Consider the following 18,359-nt stretch of genomic DNA (forward strand, 5'->3'; position numbering starts at 1 on the left):
CCGCTGAACCGAAGAGACCATGCAACGCCGCCTAGCCGCCATCGTCCACGCCGACCTCGCCGGGTTCACCCGGATGATGGAGGGCGCCGAGACCCGTACGTTCCGCCACCTCAAGTCGGCCCAGATCGAAGTCTGGCGGCCGGCCATCGATTCCGGACGCGGCCGCCTGGTCGGCACGGCGGGCGACGCCATGCTGGCCGAGTTCGGCTCGGCGGTATCGGCGGTCGCTGCGGCGATCGACATCCAGGAGCGGATGGGCCGATTCAACGATGCGCTGAGCGAAGAGCAGCGCATGCTGTTCCGCATCGGCGTCCATCTCGGCGAAGTCATCATCGACGACGAGGACCAGAACATCTTCGGCGACGGCGTGAACCTCGCCGCGCGCATCCAGACCCTGGCGGAGCCGGGCGGCATCGCCGTATCGCGCGCCGTGCGCGATCTCGTGGAACTGCGCACCGAGTACGTCTTCCATGACGGCGGCGAGCACCAGCTGAAGAACGTCAGCCGCTCGGTCCAGGTCTTCCACGTGCGTCAGGCGAAGCTCGTGTCGCCGGGCACGACGACGCGCATGGTGCCGCAGATCACGCTGCGTTTCGAAGGGCCGGACTCGGCGGGCCGCAAGCACACGTTCGAAGTGTCGATGGAAAAGCTGGTCGGCCAGTCGCAGGGCATGTGCATCGGCCGCGCCGCCGATCAGTGCGAGCTGGTCGTGCCGCATCCGACCGTGTCGCGCCGGCATGCCAAGCTCAGCGTCGCCGGCGAGGCGCTGCAGGTCGAGGATCTTGGCTCCACGAACGGCACGGCGGTCAACGGCACGGTGCTCAAGGCCGGCACGCCGATCGCCCTGCAGGCGGGCTCAAAGCTGCGGCTCGGCGATGTCGAGCTGATCGTTCATCATACCTAGCGGCGTGAACCGCCCATGAACGAGCCCACGACCATGTCCGGCGCCACGCCGCCCGAGGTCGACTATGTCTCGCTGAAGGCCGGCCAGCTGATCGGCCGCTACGAGATCGTGTCGGTGCTGGGCCAGGGCGGCTTCGGTATCACCTATCGCGCCCGCGACGTGCAGCTCGGCCGCGAGGTGGCGATCAAGGAATACCTGCCGTCGGCGCTGGCCGTGCGCCAGGACGGTTCGACCGTGCTGCCGCGCACCACCAAGATGGCCGACGATTTCGGCTGGGGACGCGACCGCTTCGTCACCGAGGGCCGGACGCTCGCCAGCCTGCATCGCGTGCCGGCGATCGTGCAGGTCTTCGATTTCCTCGAGGCCAACGGCACGGCCTATATCGTGATGGAACTGCTGAGTGGCGCCACGCTCGAGGACCGCATCACCACCGGCGGCCGGCTGAAGGCCGAGGAAGTCGATCGCATCCTGTGGCCGCTGCTCGATGGGCTGGAGCAGGTCCATGCCGCGGGCTTCCTGCATCGCGACATCAAGCCGGCCAACATCCTTCTCGACGCCGCCGGCAATCCGACCCTGATCGATTTCGGCGCGTCGCGCGCGGCCATGGTCGGCCGCACGGCGGCGATGACGGCGATCTTCACGCCGGGCTACGCCGCGGCCGAGCAGATGACGTCGGCCAAGCAGGGGCCGTGGACGGACATCTACGGCCTTGCCGCCACGATCTATCACGCGATCGCCGGCAAGGCGCCGCCCAACGCTTTCGACCGTATGCTGGATGACGGCTACGAGCCGCTCGGCAAGCTGGCGCCTCCGGGCTTCTCGCCGGGCATCCTTGCGGGCGTCGATGCCGGCCTCACCGTCGCGGCGCGCGACCGGCCGCAGTCGATTGCCGGCTGGCGGCCGATCCTCGGCATGACGTCGGCGCCCGAGCCCGGCGCGACGATGGTCATGGGCAAGGCCGATGATGCGCCGGCCGGACGGGTGTCCGTTCTCGGACCCGCGACGATGGCGCCGTCCGTTTCGGCCGACCCCGTGCCGCCGCGCAAGAGTAAGACGGGCTTGTGGGCGGGCATCGCTGCGGTGTTGCTGCTGGCCATCGGTGGTGGCGGCTATTACGCGATGGCGACGCGCGGACCCGATCCGGAGATGGTGAAGGCGCGCGCTGCGGCGGAAACGGCGGAAGAAGCACGGCGCAAGGCCGCCGAAGAAGCCGAACAGCTGCGCGCCGAGAAGGCCGCGCAGGAGGCCAAGGCCAAAGCGGATCAGGAGGCCAAGACGAAGGCCGAGCAGGATGCCAAGGCCAGGGCCGATCTCGAGGCGCAGCAGAAGGCGCAGGCCGAGGCGGCACGGCGCCAGCTCGAAGAGGATACCCGCCGCAAGATCGAGTCCGAGATCGCCGAGAAGAAGCGCGCCGATGAGGAAGCGCAGCGCAAGGCCACCGAGGAAGCCGCCGCGCGGCAGAAGGCGATCGAGGACGCGCGCAAGGCCACCGAGTTCGTCGCCGGCAACTTCGATCACTTCGGCAAGACGCTGATGCTGATCGGCCTCAAGGACCGGCCGACCGAGATCAGGTTGCAGGGCGTCGACAGCGTCGACGATCCCGCGCTGCACAAGCTCGCTGCCGATTCGCTGGCCGCGCAGCCGCGCAACCTGCGCTGCCGGCAGACCGACCGGTTGACCGACGGCACGCCGCTCTATCGCTGCCTGATCACCAAACGCACCGCCAAGGACGGCCTGGCGGACATCCCGGACTCCGACCGCGACGATCTTGCCTTGGTTCTGGTTCGAACCGGCCTGCTGCTGGCCTCGTGCGATGCGCCGCGTTCCTATGCGGACGCGGAGGACGATGCGCGTGGCAGCAAGCAGTACCTTTGGAGTAGAGTAAATGTCCCTGATTACAAAAGGAGATGCACCAGATGACTGCAGTGACTGCTGACACGGCCTTCTTCTCCGGCAGGAAGATCGTCGTCCGGATCGTAGGCGTGATCGCGGCCCTCGGGCTCGTGGCCGCCTGCACGGACGATCGCGGTCAGCCGAACAACCAGACGACCGGCACCGTCATGGGTGCGGCGCTGGGCGGTGTCGTCGGCGGCCTGGCCTTCGGATCGGTCGGCGGTGCGGTCGGTGGTGCTCTGGTCGGCGGCCTGGCCGGCAACCTCGTGGGCCGCGCGCTCGACGACCAGGAGCGTCGTCGCCTGGCCGAGGCCACGCAGTATGCGTTCGTCGCCGAGAACAACGTGCCGACCACCTACACGGTCGAGCCGACCAAGACCTCCTCGTCGTCCTCGACGTCGGCGCCGCCGACGGTCGTGAGCGCCAAGCCGGTTGCGCCGGCGACCAGCCGCGCCGACGGCAGCACCTGCCGTCCGATCGAACTGACGGCGACCAAGAACGGCCAGACCACGACCGAGACCACGACTTTCTGCAAGTCGGCGGGATCGTCGGAACTGAAGCCCGTCTCCGTCTGATCGGTTGACACTTTCATGAACGAATGGCCGGCGATCCTGATCGCCGGCCATTTTCGTATGCGGAGACTGGTCCGTCCGACACAACTCGGTCATTTTCCTGAGCGAGGAGAGAGACATGGCAGGCAATCGACAGGCAGCGAAGCTGCGGGACCTCCTGGCGCGGGGCGAGTTCATCCTGGCGCCGGGCATCTATGACGGCATCTCCGCGAGGGTCGCGGACCGCATGGGCTTTCCCGCGCTGTACATGACGGGCTACGGCGCCACGGCCTCGATGCTGGGCCTGCCGGACGCGGGCCTCGCGACCTATTCCGACATGCTGGGCCGGGCCGAGATGATCTGCTCGGTGGTCGAGACGCCGCTGATCGCCGATGCCGACACGGGCTATGGCGGGCTTCTGAACGTCCAGCGCACGATCCGCGGCTACGAGGCGGCGGGTGTCGCGGCGATCCAGATCGAGGACCAGGAGATGCCCAAGAAGTGCGGCCATACACCGGGGCGGCGCGTGGTGCCGGCCGAGGACATGGCGCTCAAGATCCGGGTCGCGGCGGATGCGCGTCGGCACGAGGAGACGCTGATCGTGGCGCGCACCGATGCGCGCACGGCGCTGGGCCTCGACGAGGCGCTGCGCCGCGCCAGGCTCTACGAGGAGGCCGGCGCCGACATCATCTTCGTCGAATCGCCCGAGAGTGAAGCGGAGCTGGAGCGGATCGGCAAGGAAGTGAGCAAGCCGCTGCTCGCCAACATGGTCGAGTTCGGCAAGACACCGCGCGCCGAGGTCGACCGGCTGAAGAAGTGGGGCTTCGACCTCGCGATCTATCCGGTGCTGGGCTTGAGTGTCGCCGCCGAGGCGATGCGTCTGGCCTATGCGCATCTCAAGGATGCCGGCACCAGCGTCGGCGACCCGCTGCCGCAGTACCAGGACATCCACGGCCTGATGGGTTTCCCCGAGGTCTGGGACTTCGAGAAGCGCTGGGCGACATGAACGGAAAGCAGATTCTCGAATTGCTGTCGCGCCTGCCGGCTCGTGTCTGGATCCAGCTGGTCCTCGGCCTGATCGGCTTCGTCGTGCTGGCGGTCCTGGGCTTTGCCGTGATCGCGGGCTTCGCCGCGGTCGCGCTCGTCCTGTTGCTTGCCTTCAAGGCCAAGCGCTGGATCCTGAGCTTCTTCCGCCGCGACGTGGAGCCCGCACCGCCGGCCCGCCATCACGACGGCAAGGTGATCGACGTCCAATACGAGATCGTCGACCGTACCAACGACAGGACACCGCGGCCTTAAAGCGGACTCGGTTTATCAATGGAGCGCGCCACTCCAGTGGCGCTCATGATTGCGCCACTGGAGTGGCGCGCTCCAATGAGTCAGACCGGACGATCTTTCCCGGGTTCATGAGGTTCTGCGGATCCAGCGCGCGCTTGATGGTGCGCATCGTGTCGATCTCGACCTTGCTGCGATAGTGGGCGAGCTCGTCGACCTTGAGCAGGCCGATCCCGTGTTCGGCCGAGATCGATCCACCGTAGCTCACGACCAGATCGTAGACGGCGGCGTTCACCGCATGGGTGTGCGGCAGGAAGCGCGCCTTGTCCCAGCCGGCGGGTGCCTGGCAGTTGAAGTGGAGGTTGCCGTCGCCGACATGGCCAAAGGTGACCGGCCGGCATTCGGGCAGCGCCTTCTTCATCGCCGCCAGTCCCTCGGTGACGAAGGAGGGGATCTTGCTCACCGCGACGGAGATGTCGTGCTTCACCGAGGGGCCTTCCTTCTTGGAGGCCTCGGTATGGTTTTCGCGCAGGGCCCACAGCGCGCGGGCCTGCGTCTCGTTCTGCGCGATCGTGGCGTCGAGCACGAGACCCTGTTCCATCGCCTCGCCGAGATAGGCTTCCATCTTCTCGCGCAAGCCACCCGCATTCTCGCCCTCGCGGCGTGCGCGCGTAGAAGACCATTCGAGCAGGACGTACCAGTCGTGCTTCTCCGACAGCGGATCGGTGGCGCCGGGAATATGCTGCAGCACCAGGTCGATGCCCTGGCGGCCCATCAGCTCGCAGGAGGTGACGTTGTCTTCCGAGGCGGCATGCGCGCCGCTCAGCAGGGCGACGGCGGCCTCGGGCGAGGGGACGGCGACCCAGGCGGTCGCGACGTCCTTGGGCTTGGGCCAAAGCTTCAACACCGCGCGGGTGATGATGCCCAGCGTGCCTTCGGCGCCGAGATAGAGGTCGCGCAGGTCGTAGCCGGTATTGTCCTTCTTGAGCGCCCGCAGACCGTTCCAGATCTCGCCCTGGGGCGTCACGACTTCGAGGCCGAGCACGAGCTGGCGGGCGTTGCCGTAGTGCAGGACCTGCACGCCGCCGGCGTTGGTCGAGAGATTGCCGCCGATGGTGCAGCTTCCCTCGGCCGCCAGCGACAGCGGGAAGAGGCGATCGTTCGCCGCTGCCGTCTCCTGGATGGTCTTCAGGATGACGCCGGCCTCGACTGTCATCGAGTAACCGATCAGGTCGATGTCGGTGATGCGCGTCATGCGGTTGAGCGACAGCACGATCTCGCGGCCCTTCTCGTCGGGCGTGCCGCCACCGACCAGACCGGTATTGCCGCCCTGTGGCACCACAGCGACCTTCTCAGCCGCGCAGAGCCTCACGATAGCGGCGACTTCCTCGGTATTCGCCGGGCGCACGACGGCCAGCGCGTTGCCGACGAAGCTCTCGCGCCAGTCGGTGACGTAGGGATGCTTGCCCTGCTCGTCGGTGATCAGGCCCTTGTCGCCGACGACGGCGCGCAGCTTTTCAACGAAATCGGTTTCAGACACGCAGCACCTTGCCGGGGTTCATGATGTTCTTCGGGTCGAGCGCGCGCTTGATGGTGCGCATCGTGTCGAGCTCGATCCGGCTCCGGTAGTGAGCCAGCTCGTCGAGCTTGTCGATGCCGATCCCGTGCTCGGCCGAGATCGATCCGTCGAGGCTCGTCACCAGGTCGTTCACCGCGCGCGTGATGGCGGGCGAATACTGGCTGAGCGTCGGCCGGTCCATGCCCTTCGGTCCCATGAAGGAGAAGTGGATGTTGCCGTCGCCGATATGGCCGAGCGGGTAGGGGCGGATGCTGGGCAGGATGTCGAGCGCGGCCTTGAGGCCGCGCTCGATGAACTCCGGCACCTTCGAGATCGAGACCGAAATGTCGTAGCTGAGGCCCGGCCCTTCGGCGCGCGACGCCGGCGCGACCGATTCGCGGATCACCCACATGTTGCGCGCCTGCGCCTCGCTCTGGGCGATCACGGCATCGAGCACGCGGCCGGCTTCCATCTGGTCGGCGAGGAACTGCTCCATCTTCTCCGACATGCCCTCGGTGCCTTCGACCTTGGGGCGCGCCGAGGTCCATTCGAGCAGCAGGAACCACTGCGTGTCGGCCTTCAACGGATCCTGCGTGCCGGGGATGTTGCGCAGGACCATGTCGGTGCAGGTCCGGCTCATCAGCTCGCACGAGCCGACATTGTCCTCCGACGCGGCATGGGCTTCGGACAGGATCTCGATGGCGGCCTGCGGATCGCGGATGGCGAGCCAGGCGGTGGCGGTGTCCTTGGCGGCGGGCCACAGCTTCAGCACCGCCTTGGTGATGATGCCCAAGGTGCCTTCGGCGCCCATGAAAAGGTGCTTGAGGTCGTAGCCGGTATTGTCCTTCTTGAGCGCGCGCAGGCCGTTCCAGATGTCGCCGTTGGGCAGCACCACTTCGAGGCCCATGACGAGGTTGCGCGCATTGCCGTAGCGCAGCACCTGCACGCCGCCGGCATTGGTCGAGAGATTGCCGCCGATCATGCAGGAGCCCTGGGCGCCCAGGAACAGCGGGAAGAAGCGGTCATGGCTGGCCGCGGTCTCCTGCAGCGTCTGCAGCACGCAGCCCGCCTCGACGGTCATCGAGTAGCCGACCGGATCGACGTTCAGGACCTTGTTCATGCGGCCGACCGACAGGACGATGCCGGTGTGCGTGGGCCAGGGCGTGGCGCCGCCCATCAGGCCGGTGTTGCCCGCCTGCGGCACGATGGCGATGCCGTTGTCGTGGCAGAGCTTCACGACCCTGGAGACTTCCTCGACATTCGCCGGCCGAACCACGACAGCAGCGTTACCCACGATCGAGCCGCGCCAGTCGGTGACGAAAGGTTGCTTGCCCTGGTCGTCGGCGATCAGGCCCTTGTCGCCCACGATGGCGCGCAGGCTTTCGAGGATCGCGGGCGTGACGGGGGCCGTCGGAATGGTCGGGGTGATGGCGGTATCGGGCATTGTTTCCTCAAGCTTTTGGGCAGACTAGCGCTGCCGGTTGGAGCCGTCATCCGCGGCGGCCCGCCTTAGCCTGTCGTTGATCGCAAGGCCGAGCCCGGTGTGCGGAATGGGTGCGACGGCGATGCGGCCGATGCCCGGCCGGTCGAGCGATCGCATCATCGCAAACAGGTTGGCCGCGGCCTCGCCGAGATTGCCGGTCGGGCTGAGATTGAGCGTCAGCATGGCGCCCGTCGGCACGGTGTCGCCGAAGGCCAGCAGCCCCTCATCGGCCGAAACCGAAGTTGCTTCCAGTCGCACGGGCCGCGATGGCGCATAGTGGCTGTGGAGCTGGCCGGGTGACTTGCGCGCGGCGTCGCCGCTCGGGATTGCGTCGCTGAGCGCGATCGGGCCGATCACGGCCTCGATCTCTTCGCGCGTCGCGCCGCCGGGACGCAACAGGATGGGAGTGTCCGTCGAGAGATCGAGCACCGTCGATTCGACACCCACGAGGCAGGGGCCGCCGTCGAGGATCATCGGCGCACGTTCTCCGAGCGATTGCGCGACATGCTCGGGTCGCGTGGGGCTCACCTCGCCGCTGCGGTTGGCCGAGGGACCGGCGATCGGCCGGCCGGTCGCGCGCATCAGCGCCTGGGCGATCGGATGAGAGGGCGCGCGAATGGCGACCGTGTCGAGTCCGGCGGTAGCGAGCAGGGCAATGGGCGAACCTTCCGAGCGCGGCAGCACCAGCGTGAGCGGTCCTGGCCAGAACCGCGCCGCCAGTTTCTCGGCCGTGTCGCTCCAGCGCACGAAGGCGCGCGCGGCGGCGGCATCGAGGACGTGGCTGATCAGCGGATTGAACTGCGGGCGGCCCTTGGCTTCGAAGATCGCCGCCACGGCGCGTTCGTTGGTGGCGTCGCCGCCCAGCCCGTAGACGGTCTCGGTCGGGAAGGCGACGAGGCCGCCCTCCCGCAGTGTCCGGGCGGCCTCGGCGATGGACTGTGCCGTCGCCTCGACCACGCTCATCGCGCCGCCAGGCTGCGGGCGATGAAGTGCGGGTTGGCGAAGCGCGGCTTGCCGTAGAGCAGGGGCTGGCCGTCGACCGTGATCACCTCGCCGCCGGCCGCCTCGAGCACGCCCTGGGCCGCTCCGGTGTCCCATTCCATGGTCGGTCCGAAGCGCGGATAGATGTCGGCCTTGCCCTCGGCGATCAGGCAGAACTTCAGCGAGGAACCGGCCTCGACGCGGTCGGAAACGGTGAGGTTGTTGTTGCGGAACCAGATGTCGAGATCGCTGTAGGTCCCGTGGCTGCGGCTCGCGCAGGCGGTCAGGCCTCCGGTGGGCGGCGTGCGCGTGCACATCGGCGTGAAGGCGCCCTTGTCCTCGCGCTTGTCGGCCCCCAGGCCCTTGGCGCCGCGCCACAGCGTGTCGGTAGCCGGCGCCAGCACGATGCCCAGCGTCGGACGGCCGTCCTCGATCAGGGCGATGTTCACCGTGAACTCGCCGTTCCTCTTGATGAATTCCTTGGTGCCGTCGAGCGGGTCGACCAGCCAGAAGGGCTGTCCGTCCACGAGCGAGGGGACGCGTCCGGCGGCCATCTCCTCCTCGGCGATGATCACCGTGCCGGGCGTGAGCTTGCGCAGGCCGGCCAGGATGACCGCTTCGGCGGCATGGTCGGCATCGGTAACGGGGCTTTTGTCGTCCTTGGCGCGGGCGCCGTGGTCGCCGGCGTAGATGCGCATGATCTCGCGCGCGGCGTCTTCGGCGATCGTTGTGCAGGCGTCGCGAAGGGTCTCGAGGGGGGGCAGGGCATGGGTCATGGGCGGTCCTTATACGCGGCGGGGGCTTCGGCTTGACAGCAAACTTCGTGCACATAAGTATGTTGGAACAACGTTTCAATATGTAGAACAAACGGAGGAAAGCATGCCGGTGAATGTCATTGGGATGATCGGCGTCGCCCCGCCGCAGGGCACCGCCCTGCATGTGATCGCAGGTGGCATCTCGCCGACATTTCTCCGGGAATTTTCGCAAGCCCACGAGGTGGCCGGCTTCGACTATGTGCTGGTCGGCTACTACGCCTCTTCGGCCGAGGGCTTCAACGTCGCCTCCTACGCGGCCTGCCAGACCAAGACGCTGTCCTTCCTGATCGCCCATCGCCCGGGCGTCGTGGCGCCGACCATCGCGGCCCGTGCCGCCGCGACGCTCGACCAGCTCTCCGGCGGCCGTCTGGCGCTCCACATCATCGTGGGCAACAGCGATGCCGATCAGCAGCGCGAGGGCGACTTTTCCCCGAAGGAAGAGCGCTACGTGCGCGCCGCCGAGTATCTCGACGTGATGCGCAAGGTCTGGACCTCGACCAAGCCGTTCGACTACGAGGGCAAGTTCTACCGCTTCAAGGACGTGTTCTCCGAAGCCAGGCCCTTCCAGCAGCCCTATCCGCCGCTGTTCTTCGGCGGCTCCTCGCCGGGTGCGATGGAGATGGGCGCACGGCATTGCGATGCTTTCGCGATGTTCGGCGAGCCGCTGGCCGAGACGGCCGAGCGGATGGCCGAGTTCCGCCGCATGACCCAGCCGTTCGGCCGCACGCCGCGCTTCAACGTCTCGTTCCGCCCCATCGTCGCCGAGACCGAGGGCAAGGCCTGGGACAAGGCGAAGAAGATCCTCGAGGACCTGAAGTCGAGCGGCACGATGCCGACCAAGGCGCAGGACAAGTCGGCCGAGCGCTTGGTCGAACTGGCCAAGCGCGGCGACGTGCATGACGAGCGGCTGTGGATGCCGGTTGCTGGCGCTGCTGCGGGCAAGGGCAACACGTCGTGCCTCGTCGGCACGCCGGAGCAGGTCGCCGAGGCGATGCTGAAATATTACCGGCTGGGCGTCGCCTCGTTCCTGATCCGCGGCTTCGACCCGCTGGGCGACGTCACCGACTTCGGTCGCGAGCTGATCCCGCGCCTCAAGGCGGGCGCTCTCGACATCGATCGCGAACTCGCAGCGGCGGCAGCCTAACTCACAAGACAAACGATCAAACAGGAGGAAACGTGTTCAGGAAGCAGTTTTGCGTCGCTCTCGCGGGCGCCGTGGCCCTTTCGCTCGGCTTCGCCGGAGCCGTGTCGGCGCAGCAGTATCCCGACAAGCCGGTCAAGCTGATCGTGCCCTATCCGCCGGGCGCGACCAACGACCTGCTGGCGCGCGTGCTGGCCGAGCCGCTGGCCAAGGAGCTGGGCCAGCCCGTCATCGTCGACAACAAGGGCGGCGCCGCCACCGCGATCGGTGCGACGGCGGCTGCCAATGCGCCGGCCGACGGCTACACGATGCTGCTGGGCACGGGCACGACGTACACACTGAACCCGCTGCTGAAGAAGGGCCTGGCCTACGACACCGACCGCGACTTCAAGATGGTGTCGATCATCGCCGAGGTCCCGGTGGTGTTCATCGTCAACCCGAAGTTCCCGGCCAAGACGCTGGCGGAGTTCGTGGCCTATGCGAAGGCCAATCCGGGCAAGGTGAACTTCTCCTCCTCGGGTCTCGGCTCCTCGCTGCATCTCGCCGCCGAGCTGTTCGCCCAGCGCGCCGGCATCAAGATCACGCACGTCCCGTACCCGGGCAGCGCCGGCGCCATGCGCGCCCTGCTGGCCGACGAGGTGCAGATGTTCTCCGAGGTGGTCTCGGGCGCGCTGCCGCAGATCGCCCAGAAGGCCGTCGTGCCGCTCGCCATCACCAGCGCCAAGCGCCTGGCCGTCGAGCCGTCGATCCCGACGGTGGCCGAGAGCGGCTATCCCGGCTTCGAGGCGCTGGGCTGGTACGCACTGGCCGTTCCCAAGGCGACGCCGGCCGCCGTGGTCACGCGCATCGAGACCGCGATCAACAAGATCCTGGCGTCGGGTGTCCTGCAGGCGCGCTTCGAGCCGCTGGCAATCGTGATCCCCGGTCCGCAGGAGCCGGGCTCGGCCGACAAGTACATGGCGAGAGACCGTGCGCTCTGGGAGCCGCTGGTCCGTTCGCTGAACATCACGCTCGACTGACGGGCAGGAGAAGCATGGATACGACGGTCGTCAAGGCATTGACGGTGCTGGAAGCGCTGGCTTCCAGCGCAACACCGCTCGGCGTCACCGAGCTTGCGATGAAGCTCGGCCTGTCGAAGAGCAACGTGCACCGGCTGCTGCAGACCCTGTCGAGCCGGGGCTACGTCACCCAGGTCGAGCAGCGCTACACCGTCACCACTCGGCTGTGGGAGCTGGGCGCGATGATCATCGGCCGGCTGGACGTCGCGCAGGTCGCGACGCCGGTGATGCAGCGTCTCGTGGCCGAGGTCGACGAAACGGCGCATCTCTCGATCCTCGACATGGCCGCCTGCGAGGTCGTCTCGATCCACAATGTCGAGAGCACCCAGCCGGTGCGCGCCTATTCGCGCATCGGCCAGCGCACGCCGGCGCATTGCGTGGCCACCGGCAAGGCGCTGCTGTCGGTGCAGTCGCCCGAGGCTCTGCAGGCGCTGCCCGAGGAACTGCAGCGCTTCACGCAGCACACGCTCTACCGGCGCGACGACCTGCTGGCGGCGCTGGAGAAGATCCGGCTCGACGGCTACTCGACAAATGTCGGCGAATGGCGCGAGCAGGTGGGCGGCGCTGCGGCGGCGATCTACGACCATGGCGGCCGCGCGGCCGCTGCGATCGGCCTGACGGTCCCGGTCGAGCGGCTCAAGCCCGAGGTGATGGACCGCTACATCCCGCTGCTGACCGCAGCGGCGGATGAGATTTCGCGCCTCTTGGGCGCACCACCTCGCGCGCGCTGAGGCTTACTTCTTCAGGACGCGGCCGGCGACGGCGTCGAGCTTGGCCACCAGCTCCTCGGAGCGGACCGTGGGCGAGGTGATGAGCGCGTGTTCGAGCGCGCGATCGCAGCCGGACGGGCAGGGCAGGGGCCGCGTTTCCTTGAGGCGCGGGGCGATCATGGCGACCAGCGCCTTGGCTTTCTCGGCATTCTCGAGCAGCACGCGGACGATGTCGGCGACCTGCACATGGTCGTGGTCGGGGTGCCAGCAGTCGAAGTCGGTGACCATGGCGACGGTCACGTAGCAAATCTCGGCCTCGCGGGCGAGCTTGGCCTCCGGCATGTTGGTCATGCCGATCACGTCGCAGCCCCAGCTCCGGTAGAGCTTCGACTCGGCCAGGCTGGAGAATTGCGGGCCCTCCATGGCGATGTAGGTGCCGCCCATCCTGATCGGAAAACCGGCCTTCTGGGCGCAGTCGTAGGCGACCTCGGCCAGGCGATTGCAGGTCGGCTGCGCCATCGAGACGTGCGCGACCAGGCCCTCGCCAAAGAAGCTCTTCTCGCGGGCGAAGGTGCGGTCGATGAACTGGTCGACGACGACGAAATGGCCCGGCGGCAGGTCCTCGCGCAGGGAGCCGCAGGCCGACAGCGACAGGATGTCGGTGACGCCCGAGCGCTTCAGCGCATCGATGTTGGCGCGGTAGTTGATCGAGCTGGGCGAATGGCGATGCCCGCGGCCGTGCCGGGGCACGAAGACGACGTCCAGCCCGTCCAGGACGCCGAACAGGAACTCGTCGGACGTCTCACCGAACGGCGAGGCGACCCGGCGCCATTCCGCGTTCTTGAGACCGGCCATGTCGTAGACGCCGCTGCCGCCGAGAATACCCAACACCGTCATATGCTTCTCCTCGCTGGCGGTGGTGTATCATCCCCCTTCGGCAAAGGGGAGAGAGGCATGGGCAAGCTCGACGGCAAGATCACCATCGTTACGGGGGCGACCAGCGGCATCGGGCGGCGCACGGTCGAGCTGTTCGCCCAGGAGGGGGCCAAGGTCGTCGCCACGGGGCGGCGCGAGGAGCTGGGCCGCACGCTCGAAGCGTCGCTGGGCAAGGACAATTGCATTTTCGTGACGGCCGATGCCACGCGCGAGGACGACGTGAAACGCATGTTCGACGCCTGCCTCTCCAAGTGGGGCCGAGTCGACTGCCTGTTCAACAATGCCGGCGGGCCGGCGCCGGTCGGTGGCATCGAGACCGTGCCGGTCGAGGGATTCGACGCGGCGATGGCGACGCTGGTGCGGTCGGTCATGCTCGGCATGAAGCACGCCGCGCCGCTGATGATGGCGCAGGGCTCGGGCAGTATCATCAACAATGGCAGCGTCGCGGCGCGCCGGGCCGGCTACTCGACTTCGATGATCTATGGTGCGGCCAAGGCGGCGGTGAACCATCTCACCGTGTGCGCCGCCATGCAGCTCGGCGAAAAGAACGTGCGCGTGAACTCGATCTCGCCCGGCGGCATCGCGACCGGCATCTTCGCCAAGGCGCTGGGCCTGCCGCCGGACAAGGCCGATTCCTATGCCGAGGCGATGAAGGCCAGCATGGCCAAGAACCAGCCGATCCCGCGCGCCGGCATCGTCGACGACATCGCCAAGGCCGCCATCTTCCTGGCCTCGGACGATTCGACCTTCATCAACGGCCACGACCTCGTGGTCGATGGCGGCCTGGTCGGCGGCCGCCTATGGACGCCGCACCAGGAAGGCGTGAAGGCGATGCGCCAGGCCTTCGGCGTCGACGAGATCTGAGCCATGGCTTCGCTCGCCAACAAGGTCTCGCTGGTGACGGGCGCGTCGCGCGGCATCGGTCGTGCGGTGGCGCTGTCGCTCGCTCAGGAGGGCGCTGCCGTCGCCGTCAACTATCGCGAACGGGCGGCCGACGCGGACGAGGTGGTGGCCGCCATCAGGAAGGCCGGCGGGAAGGCAATGGCTGTTGCGGCCGACGTGTCGGACGGCGCGGCGGTCGCAGGCATGATCGCGGCCGTGGAGCGCGAGCTGGGACCGGTCGACGTGCTGGTGAACAATGCCGGCCTCGCCATCATGAGCAGCATTGACGACCTCACCGAGGAGGAGTTCGACCGCACCATCGCGGTCAACCTGAAGTCGGCCTTCCTGTGCACCAAGGCCGTTCTGCCCGGCATGCGGGCGCGCAAGTGGGGCCGCATCGTCAACATCTCGTCGGGCGCGGCGCGGGGCGCGGGCGGTATCGGCCCGCATTACAATGCCTCCAAGGCCGGCATGGAAGGGTTGACGCGAGGCTATGCCGCGCGGGTCGTGAAGGACGGCGTCACCGTCAACGCGGTGGCGCCCTCGCTGATCGAGACCGACATGGTGCGCGGCGGCGTCGCTTCGTCGCCCGACCGCATTCCGCTCGGCCGGTTCGGCACGTCGGAGGAATGCGCCCAGGCGGTCCTCATGGTCATCGGCAATGCCTACATGACAGGACAGACCGTCGCTCTGAGTGGGGGGCTCTCGTTCCTCTGATGCTGAGGATCATTGGCAAGGCGAGCTCGATCAACGTGCGCAAGGTCCTGTGGGCCTGCGAGGAGATCGGTATCTCCTACACGCGCGAGGACAGCGCGCCGGAGATGGCGCGCAATCCCAACGGGCTCGTGCCGGTGATCGTCGATGGCGATTTCGTGCTGTGGGAAAGCAACACGATCCTCCGCTATCTCGCCAACAAATGGGCCGCGACCTCGCTGCTGCCGACCGAGCCGCGAGCCCGGGCGGAGGTGGAGCGCTGGATCGACTGGCAGGCGACGGAGTTCAACACCGCTTGGCGCTATGCCTTCTCGGCACTCGTGCGCAAGAACCCCGCTTTCAACGATAGTCGTTGGATCGAGAGTTCGAAGGCCGACTGGGCGCGGATGGTCGGCATCCTTGATCAGGTGCTGTCGAAGCACCGCTATGTCGCGGGCGACGGCTTCACCCTGGCGGACATTCCCATCGGGCTCAGCGTCAACCGCTGGTTCATGACGCCGATGGACAAGCCGGTCTTTCCGGCCGTCGCAGCCTACTACGACCGGCTGAGCCAAAGGCCGGCGTTCCTCACGCACGGCCGCAACGGTATTCCCTGATTACTTCTTCGGTTCGACATGGCCGCCGAAGGCGTGGCGCATGGCGGACAGGAGCTTGTTGGCCGTGCCCTCGCGGTCGCGGGAGCGGAAGCGGGCGTAGAGCGCTGCGGACAGGACGTCGGCTGGTACGGCCTCCTCGATGGCGGCGTTGATAGTCCAGCGTCCTTCGCCGGAATCCTCGACGAAGCCCGAATACTTCGAGAGAGCCGGGTCTTCGGCCAGCGCCGCGGAGGTGAGGTCGAGCAGCCAGGAGCTGACGACGCTGCCGCGCCGCCAGACCTCGGCAATGTCGGCGAGGTCGAGGTCGTAGCGGCGTTCCGCCGGAACTGCCTCGGAGGAAACCTTGCGCAGGATCTCGAATCCCTCGGCATAGGCCTGCATCAGCCCGTACTCGATGCCGTTGTGCACCATCTTCACGAAATGGCCGGCGCCGCTCGGTCCGCAATGGAGGTAGCCGCGCTCGACCCTGGGATCGCGCGTCTCGCGACGGGGCGTCTTCGGGATCGTGCCTTCACCCGGGCTGAGGGCGCTGAAGATCGGATCGAGCCGTTCGACGGCCTCCTTGTCACCGCCGATCATCAGGCAGTAGCCGCGCTCCAGGCCCCACACGCCGCCGCTGGTGCCGCAATCGAGATAGTGGATGCCCTTTTCCTTCATCTCGCGGGCGCGGCGCACATCGTCCTGGAAGAAGGCATTGCCGCCGTCGATGATCGTGTCGCCGGGCTCCAGGAGCCGTCCCAGCTCGGCCACGTTCTGTTCGGTGATCTCGCCCGCCGGCAGCATGACCCAGACGTTACGCGGCGGGCTGAGCTTCGCGACCAGATCGCCGAGATCGGCGCCACCGGTGATGCTCTGCCCGGTGAGGCCCGCGACCGTTTCGGGGTTCTGGTCGAAGACGACGCAGTCATGGCCCTGCCGCACCAGCCGGCGCACGAGGTTGGCGCCCATCCGTCCCAGGCCGATCATGCCGAGCTGCATCCGTCTCTCCCGTTCGTTTCCTGATCCCGGCCGCATGATAAGCTGGACGGCAATGAAGACCATCGTCGTCGTGATGGGCGTCTCGGGATCGGGCAAGACCACCGTCGCCAGCTTGCTGGCCGACGGGCTCGGCTGCGCGTTCCAGGACGGCGACGACCTGCATCCGCCCGAGAATGTCGAGAAGATGCGGAGCGGCACCCCGCTCACCGATGCCGACCGCTTCCCGTGGCTGCGGGCGATCGGCCGCCACATCGATGCCTGGCGGGAGAGGGGACAGGCGGGCGTCGTCACCTGCTCGTCACTGAAGCGGATCTATCGCGACATCCTCGTCGGAGAGCGGCGCGACGTGGCTCTGGTCTACCTCAAGGGCACGCAGGCGCTGATCCACGGGCGTCTCATGGCCCGGACCTCGCATTTCATGCCGGTTGGCCTGCTCGACAGCCAGTTCGCTGCCTTGCAGGAGCCGGGGGAAGACGAACGACCGATCGTCGTCGATATCGGTCCGGAGCCGTCGCAGATCGTGAGCGAGATCGTGTGCAGGCTGGCGGTGCGGGGCTCAGGCTAGGGCCGGCAGGGCCGCAAGCTCGCGGAAGAGACCGATGATGCGGTGGCGGTTTTCGTCGCCGCGATAGCCCATCGCCACGCGCAGGAACGGTCGGCCGGCCTGAGGATCGGGTTCGATCAGCTCGTACCGGTCGCCACGAAAGCCAAAGGAGCCGCCCTTGGCGAGCGCCAGGCCGCGGCGGGCGATTTCCGTTTCCACGCGACGCAGCAGGCGACGGTGAGCCGCCGCATCGCCGTCCCGCAATCTAATCGCGCAGAAGGGAGCGACGGCTTGAGAGGAAAGCAGGGAGGGATGACACCGGTCATCGAACAGCTTCGAACCCACGCCGATCGCCTGCGCAAGGGCTTCATTGTTGGCGAACACGCGGCCTGTGTATTGCTCGAGATAGGCGCGATCGAGGAACCAGGGTGCGGACAGGGCCGCGAGTTCGTCGAGGGTGAGGCCGCCTCCCGTGAGTGCGCGGATGCGCTCCAGCTCCGCTTTCAGTGATGCCGGGTCACTGTCCGAGCCCTCCCGCGTGAAAAGCTGCACGATGCCGACGTTGGCCAGTTCCAGTCCCGCCTGGTCGAGCTTCAGGCCGGAGCGGAAAATGGCGGCAAACCCGTCGCATCTCTCCAGCCAGGGCGCCAGGTCGACCCGTAGGCCGACCATGGTCGTGTCGAGCAACAAGGCCCGCCGAGCGCGGGGCAGGACGGCTGGGTCGGAGAGGCCGAACTGGCCGTCGCAGTGAACGGGTTCGCCGAGCAGCACATCTACATGTGGCGCCTCGGCATCCGATCGTTCGAGAACGTGACGGGGCCAGAGGTCAATCAGCGCGGCCGTTTCGAAATAGCGGCCGGCATGATGGATCGTGAGCGGTTGGGAAGACGCTTTGTGGGCGATGAGGTGGAGAAGGGACGAGAGGGCAGCCTGCCCGCTGCGGCACAGGACGCGCAGCGACTGCCATCCAGGCGGTACCGGGTAGCAAAGCGGCTGGCGGCCCTCCAGCAGGCCGGCGTCGAGTTCACGCTCGTAACCGAAGTGAATGTCCTGTCCATCGGGAAGGCGTGAGACTTCGCCTTCGCAGGGACTCTTGAGCGTCGCATCGGCTGGGCGGTGGGCTTTGGCAAGCCATTCCCGGCGCAAATTGAGTGCCGCCTCATCCAGATCGTCCTGGGCGTCGGGATGCCAGGCGATGCCCGTCCGTTCGGCAAGTGATTGCAAGTCCTGCCGGTCGTGCCGGATTTCCGAGGGGGGCTTGTGCATGGGCGTCGAACGAGCATCGGCAATAACTGTTCCATGAGATGCAGCAGGCCGGCCCCTTCGCAGTGCAACCTCTT

19 protein-coding genes are annotated in these 18,359 nt (G+C 67.4%); 12 read left to right on the plus strand and 7 right to left on the minus strand.

Annotated features, from left to right (window positions below; all coding sequences use genetic code 11):
• The first annotated feature begins 19 nt into the window (after positions 1-19).
• The 5 genes from AC1ROX_RS16230 to AC1ROX_RS16250 all read left to right on the plus strand — a co-directional run bounded on the left by AC1ROX_RS16230 (position 20) and on the right by AC1ROX_RS16250 (position 4,647).
• Positions 20-904, plus strand: a complete 885-nt coding sequence (locus tag AC1ROX_RS16230) for an FHA domain-containing protein (protein ID WP_493126966.1) — start codon at positions 20-22, stop codon at positions 902-904.
• A gap of 15 nt (positions 905-919) precedes the next feature.
• Positions 920-2,824 carry a serine/threonine protein kinase gene (locus AC1ROX_RS16235; RefSeq protein WP_493126967.1) on the plus strand — a complete coding sequence of 635 codons (1,905 nt, stop codon included), beginning with the start codon at positions 920-922 and terminating at the stop codon, positions 2,822-2,824.
• Complete coding sequence (locus tag AC1ROX_RS16240) at positions 2,821-3,372, plus strand: YMGG-like glycine zipper-containing protein (protein WP_493126968.1); 552 nt, start codon at positions 2,821-2,823, stop codon at positions 3,370-3,372. The genes AC1ROX_RS16235 and AC1ROX_RS16240 overlap by 4 nt, the downstream gene beginning before the upstream one ends.
• A gap of 115 nt (positions 3,373-3,487) precedes the next feature.
• On the plus strand, positions 3,488-4,354 hold the full coding sequence (locus AC1ROX_RS16245; RefSeq protein WP_493126969.1) for an isocitrate lyase/PEP mutase family protein: 867 nt from the start codon (positions 3,488-3,490) through the stop codon (positions 4,352-4,354).
• Positions 4,351-4,647, plus strand: a complete 297-nt coding sequence (locus tag AC1ROX_RS16250) for a hypothetical protein (protein WP_493126970.1) — start codon at positions 4,351-4,353, stop codon at positions 4,645-4,647. The genes AC1ROX_RS16245 and AC1ROX_RS16250 overlap by 4 nt, the downstream gene beginning before the upstream one ends.
• A 43-nt stretch (positions 4,648-4,690) precedes the next feature.
• Here AC1ROX_RS16250 and AC1ROX_RS16255 read toward each other — a convergent pair whose 3' ends face one another.
• From AC1ROX_RS16255 to cysQ, 4 genes are read right to left on the minus strand one after another with little or no spacing between them, the layout of a single operon-like run.
• Positions 4,691-6,163, minus strand: coding sequence for an FAD-binding oxidoreductase (locus AC1ROX_RS16255; RefSeq protein ID WP_493126971.1), 1,473 nt, complete (start codon positions 6,161-6,163; stop codon positions 4,691-4,693).
• Positions 6,156-7,625, minus strand: a complete 1,470-nt coding sequence (locus AC1ROX_RS16260) for an FAD-binding oxidoreductase (RefSeq protein WP_493126972.1) — start codon at positions 7,623-7,625, stop codon at positions 6,156-6,158. Before AC1ROX_RS16260 ends, AC1ROX_RS16255 begins: the two co-directional genes overlap by 8 nt.
• Before the next feature lie 24 nt (positions 7,626-7,649).
• Positions 7,650-8,627, minus strand: a complete 978-nt coding sequence (locus AC1ROX_RS16265; RefSeq protein WP_493126973.1) for an L-threonylcarbamoyladenylate synthase — start codon at positions 8,625-8,627, stop codon at positions 7,650-7,652.
• Positions 8,624-9,421, minus strand: coding sequence for a 3'(2'),5'-bisphosphate nucleotidase CysQ (gene cysQ, locus AC1ROX_RS16270; RefSeq protein ID WP_493126974.1), 798 nt, complete (start codon positions 9,419-9,421; stop codon positions 8,624-8,626). The genes AC1ROX_RS16265 and cysQ overlap by 4 nt, the downstream gene beginning before the upstream one ends.
• 103 nt (positions 9,422-9,524) lie before the next feature.
• On the opposite strand from cysQ, the gene AC1ROX_RS16275 reads away from it, so the two are divergent.
• From AC1ROX_RS16275 to AC1ROX_RS16285, 3 genes are read left to right on the plus strand one after another with little or no spacing between them, the layout of a single operon-like run.
• Positions 9,525-10,604 (plus strand): LLM class flavin-dependent oxidoreductase, encoded by a 1,080-nt coding sequence (locus tag AC1ROX_RS16275; RefSeq protein ID WP_493126975.1) that lies wholly within the window; start codon positions 9,525-9,527, stop codon positions 10,602-10,604.
• 32 nt (positions 10,605-10,636) lie between these two features.
• Complete coding sequence (locus tag AC1ROX_RS16280; protein WP_493126976.1) at positions 10,637-11,620, plus strand: Bug family tripartite tricarboxylate transporter substrate binding protein; 984 nt, start codon at positions 10,637-10,639, stop codon at positions 11,618-11,620.
• Positions 11,621-11,634: 14 nt separating this feature from the next.
• On the plus strand, positions 11,635-12,390 hold the full coding sequence (locus tag AC1ROX_RS16285) for an IclR family transcriptional regulator (RefSeq protein WP_493126977.1): 756 nt from the start codon (positions 11,635-11,637) through the stop codon (positions 12,388-12,390).
• Between the two features lie 3 nt (positions 12,391-12,393).
• Here AC1ROX_RS16285 and AC1ROX_RS16290 read toward each other — a convergent pair whose 3' ends face one another.
• Positions 12,394-13,266, minus strand: a complete 873-nt coding sequence (locus AC1ROX_RS16290; protein ID WP_493126978.1) for an S-methyl-5'-thioadenosine phosphorylase — start codon at positions 13,264-13,266, stop codon at positions 12,394-12,396.
• Between the two features lie 57 nt (positions 13,267-13,323).
• On the opposite strand from AC1ROX_RS16290, the gene AC1ROX_RS16295 reads away from it, so the two are divergent.
• From AC1ROX_RS16295 to AC1ROX_RS16305, 3 genes are read left to right on the plus strand one after another with little or no spacing between them, the layout of a single operon-like run.
• Complete coding sequence (locus AC1ROX_RS16295) at positions 13,324-14,169, plus strand: SDR family NAD(P)-dependent oxidoreductase (protein WP_493126979.1); 846 nt, start codon at positions 13,324-13,326, stop codon at positions 14,167-14,169.
• 3 nt (positions 14,170-14,172) lie between these two features.
• Positions 14,173-14,904 carry an SDR family NAD(P)-dependent oxidoreductase gene (locus AC1ROX_RS16300; protein WP_493126980.1) on the plus strand — a complete coding sequence of 244 codons (732 nt, stop codon included), beginning with the start codon at positions 14,173-14,175 and terminating at the stop codon, positions 14,902-14,904.
• The gene (locus tag AC1ROX_RS16305; protein ID WP_493126981.1) at positions 14,904-15,497 is read left to right on the plus strand and encodes a glutathione S-transferase family protein; all 594 of its coding nucleotides are present in this window, start codon (positions 14,904-14,906) and stop codon (positions 15,495-15,497) included. Before AC1ROX_RS16300 ends, AC1ROX_RS16305 begins: the two co-directional genes overlap by 1 nt.
• Here AC1ROX_RS16305 and gnd read toward each other — a convergent pair whose 3' ends face one another.
• Positions 15,498-16,475 carry a phosphogluconate dehydrogenase (NAD(+)-dependent, decarboxylating) gene (gnd, locus tag AC1ROX_RS16310; protein WP_493126982.1) on the minus strand — a complete coding sequence of 326 codons (978 nt, stop codon included), beginning with the start codon at positions 16,473-16,475 and terminating at the stop codon, positions 15,498-15,500. It abuts the gene before it with no gap.
• Positions 16,476-16,527: 52 nt separating this feature from the next.
• Here gnd and AC1ROX_RS16315 point away from each other — a divergent pair, with 52 nt between their 5' ends.
• Positions 16,528-17,040 carry a gluconokinase gene (locus AC1ROX_RS16315; protein ID WP_493126983.1) on the plus strand — a complete coding sequence of 171 codons (513 nt, stop codon included), beginning with the start codon at positions 16,528-16,530 and terminating at the stop codon, positions 17,038-17,040.
• Here AC1ROX_RS16315 and AC1ROX_RS16320 read toward each other — a convergent pair.
• Complete coding sequence (locus AC1ROX_RS16320) at positions 17,032-18,285, minus strand: hypothetical protein (protein WP_493126984.1); 1,254 nt, start codon at positions 18,283-18,285, stop codon at positions 17,032-17,034. The genes AC1ROX_RS16315 and AC1ROX_RS16320 overlap by 9 nt on opposite strands.
• Between the last annotated feature and the right edge of the window lie 74 nt (positions 18,286-18,359).

Source organism: Reyranella sp. GW821-FHT14A01 (assembly GCF_058803965.1).